Here is a 16,443-nt window from a genome sequence, read left to right on the forward strand (position 1 = left end):
GGGCTGGGCAGGGCGCGGGGCGGTGGCTGGTCGGGCAGGGAGGGCACTTGTATGTAAGGTACAGGATGAACAGGGTCGGGCCAAAAGTGGGAAGTCCGGGCATTTTATGGGCTTTTTGTGGGGATGTGTGCACAATTGTAGTGCCTGGTTTTGCAGGTAATGGCACACAAATGACTATTTACCGCTATAATTGATAGTCTGTTGTAATGAGTGCCGTCCCGATGCGCTTTTGCGCGTCTTGAGGCTGTATGGCAGGCAGGTCCTGCACTCAGCCTGTGCAGGCAGCGGGGACCTGATTCCGGTTCAGGTCCCGGGCTGCTGATGTGGGACGCGTGTCAGATGCTGCCGGCCTTGCACGGCTGCTGGAGCCTTCATTCCGTCCTTGAGAAACAGGCGGGCTCGGGGGCCGGGCCGGCTGGAGGTTCCGGGCTGACCGTGGATTTCGGGGCAGTTGCGGCTGCATTCTGATCATTGCATTGACGCCACGGCACGGCTGGTGGGCGGGCGCTGTTTATGACTGGTGTTCTTGACAGTTACCGCCGGGCTGGCTGTGCTCAGGCACGGAGGCTTTTCATATTGCTGTGGCCATTAACTCAAGCAGACCGTGGGCCTGTGCTCCGGTCTGTTGTGTTTTTGTCATGGCCGTATGCAGAGCATGCAGGTCACAGACGGGGAAAGGCTCGCTTTGAGTCAGTACTATCCCCGTACTGAAAGTAAAAACGTTCATATCAGGGAACACAAAAATCATGCGTCTTTATCGTTGGCTGTCTGATTTTCATGGAAGCTCCAAAGGAATTGCCCTTGCCATAGGTAATTTTGACGGCTTTCATATCGGTCATCAGGCGGTAATCAGCCGTATGCAGGATAAGGCCCGTCAGATGGGACTTGAAAGCGCAGTACTGATTTTTGAGCCCCAGCCTATGGAGTTCTTTGCCCGCAGCATTCCGCCACGTCTCTTTTCTATCCGTGACAAGCTGCGCACCTTCCGTGCCTTTGGCGTTGAAAATGTGTTCTGTCTGAGTTTTACCCGCAAGTTTGCCGATCAGGATGACAAGGCCTTTGTGGCCATGCTGCGCGATCAGATGGGGGTCAAAAGTGTAACCGTAGGCTCACCATTCAACTTTGGCAAGGGTGGTGCCTATACCTTTGAAAATCTCAGGGAGTGCTGTCAGGCTGCAGGCATTGAGTGCTCAGCTGTAGACAGGATTGAGCAGGAGGGGGAGCGTATTTCCAGCACCATGATTCGTGGTCTGGTGAACAACGGTGACTTTGATACCGTGGAGCGCTTCCTGGGCAGGCCTTACTCCATTGCCGGACGCGTTGTTCATGGCAATGCTCTTGGACGCACCATGGGCTTTCCAACAGCCAATATCAACCTCAACCGCCGTGTCTGCCCTCTCAAGGGCGTCTATGCAGTTGAGGTTCGCTGTGGCGGACTTATCTACGGAGGTGTAGCCAATGTTGGCTACCGTCCAACTCTTAATACCAGAACACTGCACACTCTTCTGGAGGTCCATATTCTGGACTTCTCAGGCGACATCTACGGCCAGGAAATAGAGGTCTTCTTCCGTCACAAGATCAGAGATGAGATGAAGTTTTCCGGTCTGGATCAGCTTGCTGCCCAGATTAATGCCGACAAGGAAAAGGCCGCCCGTCTGCTGGGCAGATAGCCTGCAGGCAAGGACGCAGGCCGTGCCGGGCACCAGGCCTGGCCACACGGCCTGCAGGGCCCGCCATGGCCATAGCAATGGCGGGCGGGCTGATGAGGACCTCAACCCTGAATTTCTTTCAGGAGTGATTCATGGTTGAGGAAAGGTCCTCAAGCCCACAACGCTTTAGTGTTAATCGTTATTTTTAGGATGCATCCAATGGCAGATTACAAGTCAACTTTAAATCTTCCACAGACTGCTTTCCCTATGCGTGGTGATCTCGCCAAGCGCGAGCCTGCCATGCTCAAGAACTGGGAAGAGCGCAACCTCTATCAAAAGATCAGAGAGTCCCGTAAGAACTGTAACACTTTCATTCTTCACGACGGCCCTCCATATGCCAATGGCAACATCCACATTGGCCATGCGATTAACAAGACCTTAAAGGACATTATCGTCAAGTCCAAGACCCTCTCCGGCTTTGATGCCCCTTTCATTCCTGGCTGGGACTGTCACGGTCTGCCAATTGAGTTAAAGGTAGAGGGTGAGGTAGGCAAGCCAGGCGAGAAGATCGATGCTGCTCAGTTCCGTGAGGAGTGCCGCAAGTACGCCAGGCGCCAGATCGCCGCTCAGATGGTCGACTTCAAGCGTCTGGGTGTTCTGGGCGACTGGGACCATCCTTACCTGACCATGGATTTTGACACTGAAGCCAATATTATTCGTGCACTGGGCAAGGTTATTGAAAACGGCCACTTCGTACTGGGCTACAAGCCTGTTTACTGGTGTATGGAGTGTCAGTCCGCTCTGGCTGAGGCTGAGGTTGAGTACTACGACGTAGAGTCCGATGCCATCTTCGTACGCTTCGTTGCCGAAGATCAGGCTGCCGTATTAAAGGCCTTTGGCAATCCTGCCGGTGACGGTGAGGTCAGCTGCGTAATCTGGACCACCACCCCATGGACCCTGCCAGCCAACCGTGCCATTTCCTTAAATGAGTCCTTTGACTACGCTCTGGTAGACGTCAAGGGCGAAAAGGCCGGCCGTTACATCATGGCTCAGGACCTGGTAGAGGGCGTAATGAAGACCGTCGGCGTTGCTGAAGAGGATTACTCCATTGCTGCTACCTGCAAGGGCAAGGATCTCGAGCTGTTAAAGTTCCATCATCCTTTCCTTGATATCACCGTTCCTGTAGTGCTGGGCAACCACGTTACTCTTGAAGCCGGTACCGGCTGCGTTCACACCGCCGGTGGTCACGGTCTTGACGACTATGCTGTGTGCATGAAGTACAACATCGAGATCTACAATCCTGTAGGTCCTGATGGCTGCTTTGTCAAAGACACCCCATTATTTGCAGGTCTGAATGTATTCAAGGCCAATCCTGAGGTTATCAAGGTTCTGGTTGAGCGCAAGGCTCTGTTAAAGGCCGATAAGATATCCCACAGCTATCCACACTGCTGGAGACACAAGACCCCTGTAATCTTCCGTGCCACTCAGCAGTGGTTCATCTCCATGGACGGTCACGGTCTGCGCAAGCGCGCTCTTGAGGAGATCAAGGGTGTGCGCTGGATTCCTGCCTGGGGCCAGAACCGTATTGAGGCCATGGTAAGCCAGCGTACCGACTGGTGTATCTCCCGTCAGCGTACCTGGGGTATGCCTTGTGCCGTGCTGGTTAACAAGGAAACCGGTACTATCCACCCACGCACCAGCGAGATTATCGAGAAGGTAGCTCAGGCTGTTGAGAAGAAGGGCATCCAGGCCTGGTGGGATCTCAAGGTTGAGGATCTGGTAAGTGCTGAGGAAGCCCCACTGTACTACAAGGATCCAAACACCCTGGACGTATGGTTTGACTCCGGCTCCACCCACTTCTCCGTAACTGATCAGCGTCCTGATAACCGTGGCGCCTCTGCCGATCTCTACCTTGAGGGTTCAGATCAGCACCGTGGCTGGTTCATGTCCTCCCTGATGCTCTCCGTTGCCATGAAGGACAAGGCTCCGTACCGTCAGGTTCTGACCCACGGCTTTACCGTAGACGGTCAGGGCCGCAAGATGTCCAAGTCCCTGGGTAACGTAATTGCCCCTCAGGAAATCTGGGACAAGATGGGTGCCGACGTACTGCGTCTTTGGATCTCCACCAACGATTACACCGGTGATATGGCCGTATTCGAGGAAATCTTCAAGCGCTCCTCCGACTCCTACCGTCGTATCCGTAACACCATCCGCTTCCTGCTGTCCAACCTCAACGGCTTCGACCCTGATCAGCACATGGTTAAGTTCGAGGACATGGTTGAGCTCGACAAGTGGGCTGTTTCCCTGGCCAGGCGTACCCAGGAGCAGATCATCGGCTATTACGACAACTACGACTTCCACCTGGTGGTCAAGACCTTAATGCGCTTCTGCTCCATCGAGCTGGGCTCATTCTATCTGGACATCATCAAGGATCGTCAGTACACAGCCAAGACTGACTCCCTGGCCCGTCGTTCCTGCCAGACTGCTCTGTACATGATCGCAGAGTGCCTGGTGCGCTGGATTGCCCCAATCCTTTCCTACACCGCTCAGGAAGTATGGGAGGTTATGCCAGGCAAGCATGACGAGTTCGTATTCACCTCCACCTGGTTTGAAAACGAAAACCTCAAGGCTCTCGACGAGACCTCAAGCTTCAACTCTGCTTACTGGGAGCGTATCCTTGCTTTCCGTGATGAAGCCAACCGTGCCATTGAAAAGGCCCGTAATGACGGCCTGGTAGGCGGCTCTCTGGAGGCTGAGGTTGCTGTTTACGCTGACGGCCAGATGGCACAGGACCTCAAGGCCCTGGGCAATGAGCTCTCCTTCGTACTCATTACCTCCAAGGTAACCATCAATGAGAGCGAGGCTCCAGCCGATGCTCTGGTTGCTGAAATCAATGGCGTCAAGGTAGGCTTTGTCGTATCCAAGTCCTCTGCTCAGAAGTGTGAGCGCTGCTGGCACTACGAGGAAGGCGTTGGTCAGGATGCCGAGCACCCAACCTTATGTCCACGCTGCCTCGAGAACATTCTGCGCTTTGGTGAAAAGCGTCTGTTCGCCTAACAGCACCATAAATGCGGCCTGAGCTTCAGACCGCACAGCATACGGCCCGGCAATCTGCCGAGGCCGCCTGCACAAAAAGGTCATTGCCCTGACAGGCAATGGCCTTTTTGTTTGGCCGTCCAACCGGTCACCCCTGGGCTCATGGCCTGATCATGCCTTGCCGGGCCCTGGTGTCGCCCTCAGGCCTGCGGCCGCCCGACCGGCCCGGCTGCCCGTAAGCTGTTTGAGCCAGAGGTGCGCCAGAGGCCTGCCCTGACAAGCCTGGCTGCCCGTAAGCTGGCTGAGCCAGTGGTGCGCCATAAGCCCGGTCTGACAGGCAGGTGTAATGAGCTTTGCATTTTGCCTGTCAGTTACTTATGATCCATGGGTATTTTCCATGTTTGTTTCAGAAGAATTACCGTGTCAAGAAATTCATCAATCTTACGTAATACCCGTCAGCGCAATGGTATCCGTTACCTGCTGCTGAGCATTGTAGTTATCATCCTCGATCACCTGACCAAGTACTGGTGCGTTGAGAACATCGACTTTAACAGCCGTGGCATCGAGGTTCTGCCATTTTTCAACCTGGTTCATGTCTACAACTATGGAGCGGCTTTCAGCATGTTCGCTTCCTGGGGCGGCGTGCAGCGCTACCTGCTCTCAGGCATTGCCATTGTCATGATCCTGGTCTTTACCGTAGTGCTGCTCAGAGCCAAGGCATCAGCCCGCTGGCACTGCATTTCCTACAGCCTCTTTATTGGCGGCGCCATTGGTAATCTTATCGATCGCCTGTGGCATGGCTATGTAGTAGACTTCCTGCTCCTTTACATCAAGGATGATGCCGGCACCATTACCTGGTCATGGCCGGCTTTTAACGTGGCAGACATGGCCGTAGTAGGCGGCGCCATTTTAATGGTAATCCTGGCTATCTTCTCCCACGACGACACTCCTGCAAGCCGTCGCCGTCGCAACCGCAGCTAAAGCTCCGGCAACTGCTGCCGCCGTGCTGGCAGCCGCCTCCGCCGCTGGATGCAGCTGCGGCAGCTGCGGCCGCACCTGTAAGCAACGGGGCCCCGTGCAGTCAGATTTTCTGACCGTACAGGGCCCCTGTTTTTTGCCTGGAGTTCAGGCCCGCAGCGCACCTGCCTTGATTGCCGGCCTGAATCGCACTGTGCTTGTAGTGCCGGACTGCGGCATGCACACCTGACAGGTGGGCATGACATCGCCGCAGGCTGCCTGGAGCTTATGGCCGTGATATTTAAAGTTTGTCATGACGGTGATTTAAAGACTGTCACAGACAGGGGGATGGCCGTGCGCTGGCCGTGCTCATGGCATTTGTCTGGAGCAGTGGACCTCTCGATCTTATATATAAAGTTTGTCATAAAACCGGAGTATGCCCACAGGGTACTGCCACGGCTGCTGCGCAGTATGCCGGTCGTGAGGTATGAGCGCAGCAGCGTACTGGAGCAGCGCAACGCCTAAGTGGCGCAGAGCCGTACTGGTCTGCAGGCCGTGGCTGGATGTGGGCGTTGGCTGGATGCTGGCCGTGGCTGGGTGCGGGGCATGAAAAAGGGGAGCCGAGGCTCCCCAAAAAGTAGTTTTGGTTAGAAGTATTCTTAGTTTTTCATGGCGCGCTCAAGAGCGGCTTTGTCTTCGGCAGGGTCCTTTTCAACGGCCTTGCTTACGATACTGTCGACATAGCGGCGGGTCAGAGTGCGCTGGATGTCATCAAGTACAGAACCGTTGAGGCGGTACTTGACCAGGTAGATAAAGCAGCCTACAAGGCACAGAACGGATACGCCCCAGTACAGAGTGATGATGCCGTTGATGGTGCTCTCGCTCTGCTCAACATTAGGAACGTAATCTACCATGCTCAGGAACAGACCTACTACAGCTGAGGATACGGCGCCGGAGCACTTGGCCAGCAGAGTATGCAGAGAGTAGTACATGGACTCAGAGCGCATGTTGAAGGTAACATCACCGTAATCAACAGTATCGGCCACCATGATCATTACCAGCAGCCAGTAAACGGCAGTGGAGAAGCCGGTGATACCGCCGGAGAGCAGGACCATTGGATACAGTGGAGCCATACCCCAGGCAGCGATGGCCAGCAGACCTCCAGCTACAAATGGCAGAGAGATAGCCAGGGTAAAGACCAGCTTACGGCCGATGGCATTGACCATAGGCTTGAAGAAAATCAGAGTAGGGGCGGCAATAACGGAAGCGGCCAGCATCATGGTGGAGAACATGGACTCGTCATGCAGGGCATACTTGAACATGTACAGGTTAAGGGCGTCCTTAACACCGCAACCGATAACGAAGCAGAAAGCAAGAGAGAGGAAAATCAGGAACTGCTTGTTTCTGGTAACGATGGTAAAGGCATCCTTAAGGCTGAAGTCATCGCCGCTGGTCTCAGCATAATTCTGCTCAGTCCACTTGCAGGTCACCCAGGCAGAGGATACGGCCAGCAGACCACCGATACCGGCGTAGATCATGTAGCCAAGACCGTCATCGCCCTGACCAAAGAGGTGTACGGCGTAGATACCGACACCACCTGCAATGTAGCTGCCGATGGTTGCGGCAAAACGTGGATAAGGCAGCAGGCCTTCACGCTCGCCCTTATCAAGGGTAATGGAAGGGATTAAGGACCAGAAAGGAGCGTCACATACGGTGTAGGCCATACCCCAGGCGATGTAGACTATGGTCAGGTAGACCACCTGGGCAGTACCCTCAAAGAGGTGGGTGCTGAAGCAGGCGACCATGAAGATGAAGTTGAGGATATTACCAATGATGAGCCATGGCTTGTATTTGCCCCAGCGGGTATTGGTCTTGGCAACGATATAACCCCAGATAGGGTCATTGATTGTGTCCCAGATACGGGCTACGAGGAAGATGATACCTACGGTTGCAGCTGATACACCGGCAACGTCAGTCAGATAGAAAAACAGGAAGACGTTGACCAGGGCAAGAGAAAGGTCCTTACCAAAGCTGCCGTAACCATATGACAGTTTGGTCTTCATGGAGACCTTAGGAGAAACAGGGTCAGGAACTCTGCTTCCGGTGGTGTCGATAGTAGAACTCATAGTTATTTCCTCAGTTTAGCTTCTGCCTGACAGAGCGGGGCGGCAGAAACAGGGGACTGAACAGCAGCGTAAACTGCCTGCAAAACTGTTCGATGCCGTAAATGGCCATGACCGTTTTTCGTTTCAGTCTGCGCAGGCCTCAGATTACCTGACCTGAGACTGTATGCTGACAGCTGTATAAGCCAGTTTTCGTATTAAGAAGGAGCCACGTCAGGCAGGCCTGACGCAGCTCCCTGGAGTAGTGGAGTCTGCCTGCATCATCTCCGGGCCGTAAGGCCTGGCCGCAGGGCCGTGGCACAAAGCCGTGCCGCAGGGCCGTGGCACAAAGGCGTGCCGCAAGGCCAGGGGGCTGTACGTGGCCGGAGAGGGCAGATGTTCAGAAACAGACAGTTGCAAAGGTGTGTGAGGTTGCTCCTGTCTGTAAGACGGTATGCGCCTTATGCACCTGGTGTAATTTGCGGTGCGGGCGCTGCAGCTGGGGCAGGGCGGACAGGTGCCACCTCAGTGGCGGCGTCCGTGGCGGCCCCTGCCTGCGTCTGCCTGGTCTGGACCTGGACCTGGATGCGGTCCTGAGCCTGGCGGTCAGCTGCGGGTGAACTTTACATAGCCTGACTTTGGTACTTCAAGCTCCATAAGAGAGCTGTTCAGCTCCAGGCAGTCAATGGTTCTGACCTGACGGCCAAGGCAGTCAAAGATCTCGGCCTTTGCCTTTACCTCAGAACCGGCTGCCTTGATGGCAAGGGAGGTCAGCATGGCGCCGTTTACCAGGTACAGGGTACGGACGCTGTCCCTGTCAAAGAGGGCAAGGCGCTGATCGGTTCCGGTAATGATGAGCTGCTCATCGTTTAAGGTGCCTGAGATCAGTGAGTACATGAGCTCAGGGTGGTAAGCCTCCATGTGGCCCTTCATGAGCAGGTCGCGGTGCTCGCGCCAGAAGGTCAGCCAGTGTCTGACCATGAGCAGATGCTCATCGTTCAGATGTTTGCAGTTTGGTGATATCTGAGGCACTGAGAACAGGGTGTGGATAAAGTGGAGACTGGAGCTCTCTACGGACTCACGAGGAGACCAGGTAAACATGTCAGAGTGTACGGCTGTGTTCAGAGCCATGGCACGCACATCAGTGGTGGTCATGCGGTTCATGAGGCTGTCATTTGGACAGTCATGGGCACGGAACATATTGCCGTAGCCGCGAATCATAGGGCCTACATAGTTCTGACGGAATTCAATGAGGATATCGCTGCGCACGGCCATTAAGGCAGTACGTAATTCAGTCATGAGCATGTCCACGGCTTCAGGCAGGGACTGGGTGCAGCGGGCGGCATCATAAGCACGGGCCTTTTCATCGGCCTGGCGCATGTCAAACTCGTCGATAAAGTCGAGCTTGAGGCCGTCGAGATCATATTCCTTTACGGCATTGACATAGGTGTTAACCAGGAAGTCACGTACTTTCTTATAGCGCGGGTCAAGCACATATGCGCCCCAGCGTGGGTTAAAGCACAGGCTGTAGTCCTTGTACTCAGGACCGTTTCTGGACTTGCCGCCGACAAAAGGAACGGAGAACCAGATCATGTACTTCATGCCCATCTCATGAACACGCTTTACATGCTCTTTCATATTAGGGAAACGGGTACGGGAAACTTCCCAGTCACCACAGAAGGCATAGCCACGGTTGTTGTCATCAGTCTGCCAGCCGTCATCAACAATTACAGTCTTGCAGCCCAGAGATGAGGCAATGCGGCACTGATCTTCAATTTCCTGCTCGCTGATATTCTGCAGGAATGCATACCAGGTGGAGTAAACAGGCTCAAAAGCGCCTTCAGGCACAGGCATGACATATGGGGTAACAGTGCGCTCGAACCAGCGGGAGATATTCTTGACGGCAGCAAAGACGCTCATGGCTGAGCTGTCAAGGCGCAGGGTAACTTTGTATTCACTGGTTGGAGCGCCCGGCTCATCAAAAAGGGAGAAAGTAAGACGTACACACTCTTCCTCTTCGTAGGCACCGCCGGTAATGGTAACGATATTGGAGCAGTCGGACAGAGCAAAGGACAGTTTGTTGATGCCTTCTGCTGAGTACAGTGAGCCCATTGGGGCTACATTACAGATATGGGTAGTAAGGCTGCAGTAATACTCAAGCATGCCCTTGGCACGGTAGTTCTTGCCCGGAGTCTGAATGGCAGGCAGCCACAGAGACTGGATATTGTCTACAGGAACGCGCAGGTCGATAAGAGTGCGTGGCATGACTACAGGCTTGTCAGCCTTTAAGGTCAGATCAAGGTACCAGACCTTATTTACATTGTCCCTGAAGCTTCTGTCACCATACAGGCCGCTTTCATTAAGCTCATCACTGCTTAAAAGACGCTCGCCGTAAAATTCCCCGGCAAGCTCAAACTCATCGACAGTTCGCAGCTGCCAGTCCAGCTCAATACCTGAGTTGTCCTCACAGTGAACTTCAGCATAGCTGCGTATGAATGCCCAGTTAAGCTCTTTGGTAATCATGTGTTTGGCTCCAGCATCGATTGAATCTGTCAGGACAGAGAAAGGAAAAATCACAAAGCTCCAGTGCCTGTGCAGCTGCACATGTCTGCATGCCTGCAGCTGCAGGCGGTGGTGGTACCGGAGGTGGTACCGGCATTGCCAGCATCAACTAAGGGATGCACCAGCGTAATTGCTCTGTGCCTGTACGGTATTTCAGGGACGCAGGTCAGAAACTGCGGTCTGACCTTTAGCACGAACCGTTTCGTAATCTGTGTTTATTCGTGAGAAATTACGAACACGTGTTATCTGGTTTAGATTATAGAAAATTGGGGCGGGTTATCCATAGCTATTACGTGATTCAGATCACGTATCAGTGGCTGAACTTTAGAAAAAGATGAGCTGGATCACAGAATACAATTGCCTATACAGGCCGTTTAATGATTGCTGATGGCGGGAGATGGGACCGGACTGATATCAGTGAGTTACGGATAACGAAAGATGTGAAGTATGGCCTGGTTTTTAGCCATTTCCTTTGTTAGTATGGCTGTTATATGCGAACATGTTCGTAAAATAATGTGCGAACAGTTACGAATATTGACGCGTTTTGGGGGCTGAAACAGGTATAAAAGGCCATAAATAAAGCATGTAAACGTGTATCACTCATTGATGAAAGTGTGGGTTTTATAAGCTGGCTAATACAGTGCACAGCCCCCGGGTGCACTGTTATGAATACCTGCAAAAGCTTATACTTATGAGCGCCAATAAGATTTGTTGCTTAAATTGTCTCCACTTCCTGAGCACGTGCACAAATCAGGAAACTCTGTTCGTAACACAAAACAGGCCCGCCGTCGGTCTGTCAGACGCCGCAGCGGCGTCAGCCCGGCCTGCAGGGCATTCCGGCCGGGGGCCGGACGGCGTAGCCGAAGCCGTAAGCAGTGCGCTCTGGTACGAACTTATATGAAAAGGTCTGTGCATCAGTTACCTGGCAGCAGACATTTGCTGCCCCCGGCTGAACTCTGACAGCCACTGCCGTAGCTGAAAAACCTTTATTTGCTCAGGACAGATCCCTAAGAGTTATTTTTATGAACAGTACAGATATTGCCAAGCTTGCGGGAGTATCGCGCTCTACCGTATCCAAGGTTCTGCACAACTATCCGGATATTCCTGAGGAGACCAAGCGCAGGGTGCTTGAGGTCATAAGGAAGCACAATTACAAGCCTAATGTTGCTTCACAGGCTCTGCGGGGCATTTCGCCACGTGTTATTGGCGTGTACTTTCTGACCCGCCTCAATGACGGTCTGTTTGAACGTATCAATTCCCATTACGACAACTCGATGCTCACCTGCATCACAGTGGAGGCCAAAAAGCGCGGCTACACCATTTTGTATGACGTACTGGTGCCTTCTGAGACCGAGGACGACATTGTCAGCAGCATCAACGATGCCTTTGACAGCCACCGCATCAGTGCGGCCGTCTTTATCGGTCTTGATGACAGGGCAACTTTCATTCCCCGCATTGCCTCCCATGACCGCCACATCATAGTGCTCGACAAGAATGTCGACACCACCAAGGGTGTGCGCTGCCTGTACTCCAACGATTTCAACTCTTCTATCAGAGCCTGTGAGCATCTTTATGCCAATGGCTTTACCCGCATCCTGCATCTGTCAGGTGATCTTGGCAAGCTCTCAGGTCAGATGCGCCGTGACGGTTACTACAAGTTCTGCAACCGCTTAAGAGCCGATAACAGACCACATTTTGAGCCTATGATTCTGGAGGGCAAATTCAGCATAGAGCATGGTTATAACTCGGGGCGAATATTTATCGAAAACAGGCTTTACGAACGCTACGATGGCATAATGTGTGGCTGCGACATGATTGGCGTGGGATTTATGAAATACCTGCGCGAACAGTCACCAGACCTGCTGGACAAGGTGGGAGTGATTGGCTTTGATAATGAAACAGTCGATCTGTTCATGACCCCGGCTCTGTCCACCATGGCACCTGACTATCGCAACTTTGCCCGTCTGATTTTCGATCTCGAGCAGAATTTTGAGCAGTTCAAGGGCGGTATTTCCGTCAAGATTGAGCAGGATCTGATTGAGCGCGATTCCAGCAGACCGTTCAACCGCCGTCTTAACCGTGACATTCCTATAGACGAGTTCATCGAGCAGCGCATCTATCACGCCAGTGAAGGCCAGTGATGTCAGGCATGGCTGCACGCGGGAGCCGGACTGCAGGCAGCGGCCTGCGCAGGCCTGCGGCGGCAGGCCGCCAGGCCGGCACCCGCCGCCTGGCGCTGCGGCCCATGGTGGTCTGCAGGGCGCCGGGGCGGGGCATGATATGGAAATGTCATTGTTTTTTGAGGATCTGATCTGTGAGTTTTAAGCTTTACCTTGCCAGAACACGTGGTTTTTGTGCCGGTGTTGAAAGAGCCATTGCCGTGGTTAACCGTGCTCTTGAGAAGTATGGTACTCAAAAGGTTTATGTGCTCCATGAGGTGGTGCATAACAAGCATGTAGTGGCTGATCTGGCCTCAAGAGGCGCACACTTTGTTGAGCGTCTGGATGAGATTCCTGAGCCTGAGAACAAGGTGGTAATTTTCTCTGCCCACGGTGTAGGTACCAAAACCTTTGAAGCAGCCGAGAGCATGGCTGAGACCGTAATTGACGCTACCTGTCCGCTGGTAAGCCGTGTGCATTTCAAGGTTGCCCGTGCTGCCCGTGAGGGTAAGGAAGTGGTCATCATCGGTCACGACGGTCACCAGGAAGTAGCAGGTACTGTAGGTCAGTACAGCGGCCCTGAGAGCAAGGTGCACGTTATCCTTACCCCTGAGGATGTGGCCAATCTGTCTTTAACCACTGACCGCGCTCTTTTTGCTACCCAGACCACTCTGTCCATTGATGAGACTGCGCTTACTGTAAATGCTCTTAAGGCCAGGTTCCCTTTCATTGAGGGACCACGCCGTGATGACACCTGCTTTGCTACTCAGAACCGTCAGGCTGCAGTAAAGGTACTGGCCGAGCAGTGTGACCTTGTGATTGTGGCCGGCTCAAAGAACAGCTCCAACTCCAAGCGCCTGAGCGAAGTGGCCAAGGGGGGCGGGGCTCGCTCATTCCTTATCGATGACTGCTCTGACATTACCGACGAAATGCTCGCCGGTGCCGAGCGCGTAGGTGTAACTGCCGGCGCCTCCGTACCTGAGCACATTGTTCAGGACATCATTGCTTTCCTCAAGGAACGTGGTGGCAGCGATGAAGTCATCATGACCGGTGACGAGCAGATTCACCGTGTCTTCCCAATGCCAGAGGGCCTCGATTAGTATAAGGCCCTCCCGGGCTGGCCGCAGGCGCCGCCGGCGTCGTCAGCGCCGCCGACGGCGCCTGCTGCGCTGACGCTGCCTGCCCTGTTCCGGCCCCAGCCTGCCTGCCATGCCGGCCCGGCCAGGTCCTGTACAGGGGCCTCTGGCCATGGCCGTGTGCATGGCCGGAGCCTCAATCCCCTTTTTCCTTCCTTTTTGCTGCCCTGTTGCGGCCTGCCTGTGCCTGTGCAGTGGTGGCTGTCTTTTTTTGTGTTACCTTATCCCCTCAACCAGCCCCTGAGCCTGGGCTGTGTTGTGCTAAAATATCGGGTCTTTGCCCGCCTGGGCAGATCTGCAGCCGTCTTTGGTGCTGCGGTATTCAGATACACGGATGTGCCCATGAGCCCTGGTGGCCATGAGTCAATCCTGGTCTTCAACTTCCGTATCTTTGAGCCGGTGATGTCCGCAGAGGCATGGGACCGGAGTGGTGCGGTTCATGTGGTTAGGGCTATGGCTGATCAGAATTTCCTGCAAGAGGTCAACAAGAGACGTACCTTTGCAATCATTTCCCACCCTGATGCGGGTAAGACTACCATCACTGAGAAGGTGCTGCTTTTTGGCAGCGTCATTCAGCGTGCCGGTGAGGTAAAGGGTCGTGGCAGTACCGGCTCCTTTGCCCGTTCGGACTGGATGGCCATGGAAAAGGAGCGTGGTATTTCCGTTACCACCTCGGTAATGCAGTTCCCTTACAACAACTGCATAGTCAATCTGCTCGATACCCCTGGCCACGAAGACTTCTCTGAAGATACTTACCGCGTGCTCACAGCCGTAGACTCCTGTCTGATGGTTATTGACGCAGCCAAAGGTGTTGAGGATCGTACCCGCAAGCTCATGGAAGTAACACGTCTGCGTGATACTCCTATCCTTACTTTCATGAACAAGCTTGACCGTGAGACCCGCAATCCTCTGGAGCTGCTCGACGAAGTTGAGTCCGAGCTCAAGATTCTGTGTGCTCCTGTGACCTGGCCAATTGGCTCTGGCAAGTCTTTCAAGGGCATCTACCATATCCTGCGCGATGAGGTCATTCTCTACCACTCAGGTGAGGGCTTCCATATTCAGGAGCGCCGCACCATCAAGGGCATTGATAATCCTGAGATTGATGTTGCCGTAGGTGAGGACCTGGCAAAGGAGCTGCGTGAGAGCATGGAGCTTATTTCCATGGCCTCCAACAGCTTTGACCATGAGGCCTTCCTGGCAGGTGAGCTTACTCCTGTATTCTTTGGTACCGCTCTTGGTAACTTTGGCGTGGACTGCATGCTCGACGGTCTGACCGAGTGGGCTCCTACACCGCTCAGCCGTACCGCTGACAGCCGTGAGGTCAAGGCTGACGAAGAGAAGCTCAGCGGCTTTATCTTCAAGATCCAGGCAAATATGGACCCTAAGCACCGTGATCGTATCGCCTTTATGCGTCTGGTATCAGGTGAGTACAAAAAGGGCATGAAGATGCGTCATGTACGCATTGGCCGCGATGTTCAGATTTCTGATGCCGTAACCTTTATGGCAGGTGAGCGTGACATTGCCACCGAGGCTGTAGCCGGTGACATTATCGGTATTCACAACCACGGTACTATCCGTATTGGTGACACTTTCACCGAAGGTGAAGAGCTGCACTTCAGCGGCATTCCAAACTTTGCCCCTGAACTGTTCCGCCGTATCCGTCTGCGCGACCCGCTCAAACAGAAGCAGCTGCTCAAAGGTCTGCTCCAGCTTTCTGAGGAGGGCGCTGTTCAGGTCTTCCGTCCGCTTATCAACAATGATCTCATCGTAGGTGCCGTGGGTGTGCTGCAGTTTGACGTGGTAGTTTCCCGTCTCAAGCATGAGTACAACGTTGATGCTACTTACGAGGCCGTTAATGTCACCACTGCCCGCTGGGTACACTGCGATGACAACAAGGCCCTTGAGGAGTTCAAGGACAAGGTTCCTACCTATCTGGCCCTTGATGGCAGCGACAGCCTGACCTACCTGGCCACCTCAGGTGTTAACCTTTCTCTGGCCCAGGAGCGCTATCCAAAGATTACCTTTGCCTCAACCAGGGAGCACTGACAGTAATCGCTGCCCCGGCTGCAGACCCAGCTGCGCCTGCGCCTGCAGCACACGGCTGCAGGCAGCTGCGGCTGCCATCGGCCCAAAAGATGAGCCCGTCTTTTCCGTATGGATGAGGCGGGCTCATTGCTTATGTGCAGAGGGCATCGGGCGCCGCTGCGGCGCAGCGCAGCGTCGCAAGGGCGGCGGCCAGGGCTGCATTAAAGATGGGCGTGCAAACGAACATTATTGTGCTTTTTGAGTTGTCATGTATTTAAATATGGTGCTTGAGCCATATTATTGAGGCAGGTTTTTTACCTGGCGCACAGTTTGTACCAAAATGTCCTGATCCGACGGTGCTTTTGACCTAAAATCGTAGACAGTCACACAGCGTTAAGTGGTCAGCAGATACAGTACGCAAGTCATGGACACACTGCTGGTATCCTGCCATACAGGTGATGCCCTGCAAGCAGCTGTTTTACTCATTCTCTGGTCTTCTGGCAGCATACTTTTGAGCCAGGCTGCATACTTTTGAGCAGGCAGCATACTTTTGAGGTGGCATTGTAGTTGGACTTACCACTGTCAGCTCATGCTGGCACTGAAGATGCGCTTATGTGAGCTGTGCAGTAATCTCATTACTTCAGGAAATTTGAAAATTAGGGGAAACACACGCCTTGATCCAGATCACATAAATCATGCTGACTCGACAAAGCATAAATCAGACCTGTTAAAAATCTGTTCAAGTTTAAATGAGCTGCATTGTGCTAAAGGTTTAAGCTCATAACCCTGACACTTGGTCAAGAAATCTGATAAAGAG

The 16,443-nt window shown here is 53.6% G+C and carries 8 protein-coding genes; 6 read left to right on the plus strand and 2 right to left on the minus strand.

Annotated features, from left to right (window positions below; all coding sequences use genetic code 11):
* Positions 1 to 746: 746 nt before the first annotated feature.
* The 3 genes from ribF to lspA all read left to right on the plus strand — a co-directional run bounded on the left by ribF (position 747) and on the right by lspA (position 5,666).
* Complete coding sequence (gene ribF / locus MXE39_RS12045) at positions 747 to 1,670, plus strand: bifunctional riboflavin kinase/FAD synthetase (protein ID WP_246977684.1); 924 nt, start codon at positions 747 to 749, stop codon at positions 1,668 to 1,670.
* 198 nt (positions 1,671 to 1,868) lie between these two features.
* A complete protein-coding gene (gene ileS, locus MXE39_RS12050; RefSeq protein WP_246977685.1) occupies positions 1,869 to 4,706 on the plus strand; it encodes an isoleucine--tRNA ligase in 2,838 nt (945 codons plus the stop codon).
* A 399-nt stretch (positions 4,707 to 5,105) separates the two neighbouring features.
* Entirely contained in the window at positions 5,106 to 5,666 is a 561-nt protein-coding gene (gene lspA / locus MXE39_RS12055) for a signal peptidase II (protein ID WP_246977686.1), read from the plus strand.
* 635 nt (positions 5,667 to 6,301) lie between these two features.
* On the opposite strand, the gene MXE39_RS12060 is transcribed toward lspA, so the two are convergent.
* Complete coding sequence (locus tag MXE39_RS12060; protein WP_246977687.1) at positions 6,302 to 7,768, minus strand: glycoside-pentoside-hexuronide (GPH):cation symporter; 1,467 nt, start codon at positions 7,766 to 7,768, stop codon at positions 6,302 to 6,304.
* Between the two features lie 582 nt (positions 7,769 to 8,350).
* Complete coding sequence (locus tag MXE39_RS12065; protein WP_246977688.1) at positions 8,351 to 10,267, minus strand: glycoside hydrolase family 36 protein; 1,917 nt, start codon at positions 10,265 to 10,267, stop codon at positions 8,351 to 8,353.
* Positions 10,268 to 11,328: 1,061 nt separating this feature from the next.
* Here MXE39_RS12065 and MXE39_RS12070 point away from each other — a divergent pair.
* The 3 genes from MXE39_RS12070 (at position 11,329) to prfC (ending at position 15,647) form a co-directional block, all read left to right on the plus strand.
* Positions 11,329 to 12,447 carry a LacI family DNA-binding transcriptional regulator gene (locus MXE39_RS12070; RefSeq protein WP_246977689.1) on the plus strand — a complete coding sequence of 373 codons (1,119 nt, stop codon included), beginning with the start codon at positions 11,329 to 11,331 and terminating at the stop codon, positions 12,445 to 12,447.
* A 173-nt stretch (positions 12,448 to 12,620) separates the two neighbouring features.
* Positions 12,621 to 13,565: a 4-hydroxy-3-methylbut-2-enyl diphosphate reductase gene (ispH, locus tag MXE39_RS12075; RefSeq protein ID WP_246977690.1), complete on the plus strand. Its 945-nt coding sequence runs from the start codon at positions 12,621 to 12,623 to the stop codon at positions 13,563 to 13,565.
* 489 nt (positions 13,566 to 14,054) lie between these two features.
* Positions 14,055 to 15,647, plus strand: coding sequence for a peptide chain release factor 3 (prfC, locus tag MXE39_RS12080; protein ID WP_246977691.1), 1,593 nt, complete (start codon positions 14,055 to 14,057; stop codon positions 15,645 to 15,647).
* The last annotated feature ends 796 nt before the right edge of the window (positions 15,648 to 16,443 follow it).

It is taken from the genome of Anaerobiospirillum sp. NML120511 (genome assembly GCF_023050955.1).
Classification (GTDB): Bacteria; Pseudomonadota; Gammaproteobacteria; order Enterobacterales; family Succinivibrionaceae; genus Anaerobiospirillum.

Excerpts from the sequence above, each read along its gene's own strand:
- ribF (WP_246977684.1), top strand. The coding sequence starts at position 747 with ATGCGTCTTTATCGTTGGCTGTCTGATTTTCATGGAAGCTCCAAAGGA.
- ileS (WP_246977685.1), top strand. The coding sequence starts at position 1,869 with ATGGCAGATTACAAGTCAACTTTAAATCTTCCACAGACTGCTTTCCCT.
- MXE39_RS12060 (WP_246977687.1), bottom strand. The coding sequence starts at position 7,768 with ATGAGTTCTACTATCGACACCACCGGAAGCAGAGTTCCTGACCCTGTT.
- MXE39_RS12065 (WP_246977688.1), bottom strand. The coding sequence starts at position 10,267 with ATGATTACCAAAGAGCTTAACTGGGCATTCATACGCAGCTATGCTGAA.
- MXE39_RS12070 (WP_246977689.1), top strand. The coding sequence starts at position 11,329 with ATGAACAGTACAGATATTGCCAAGCTTGCGGGAGTATCGCGCTCTACC.
- prfC (WP_246977691.1), top strand. The coding sequence starts at position 14,055 with ATGGCTGATCAGAATTTCCTGCAAGAGGTCAACAAGAGACGTACCTTT.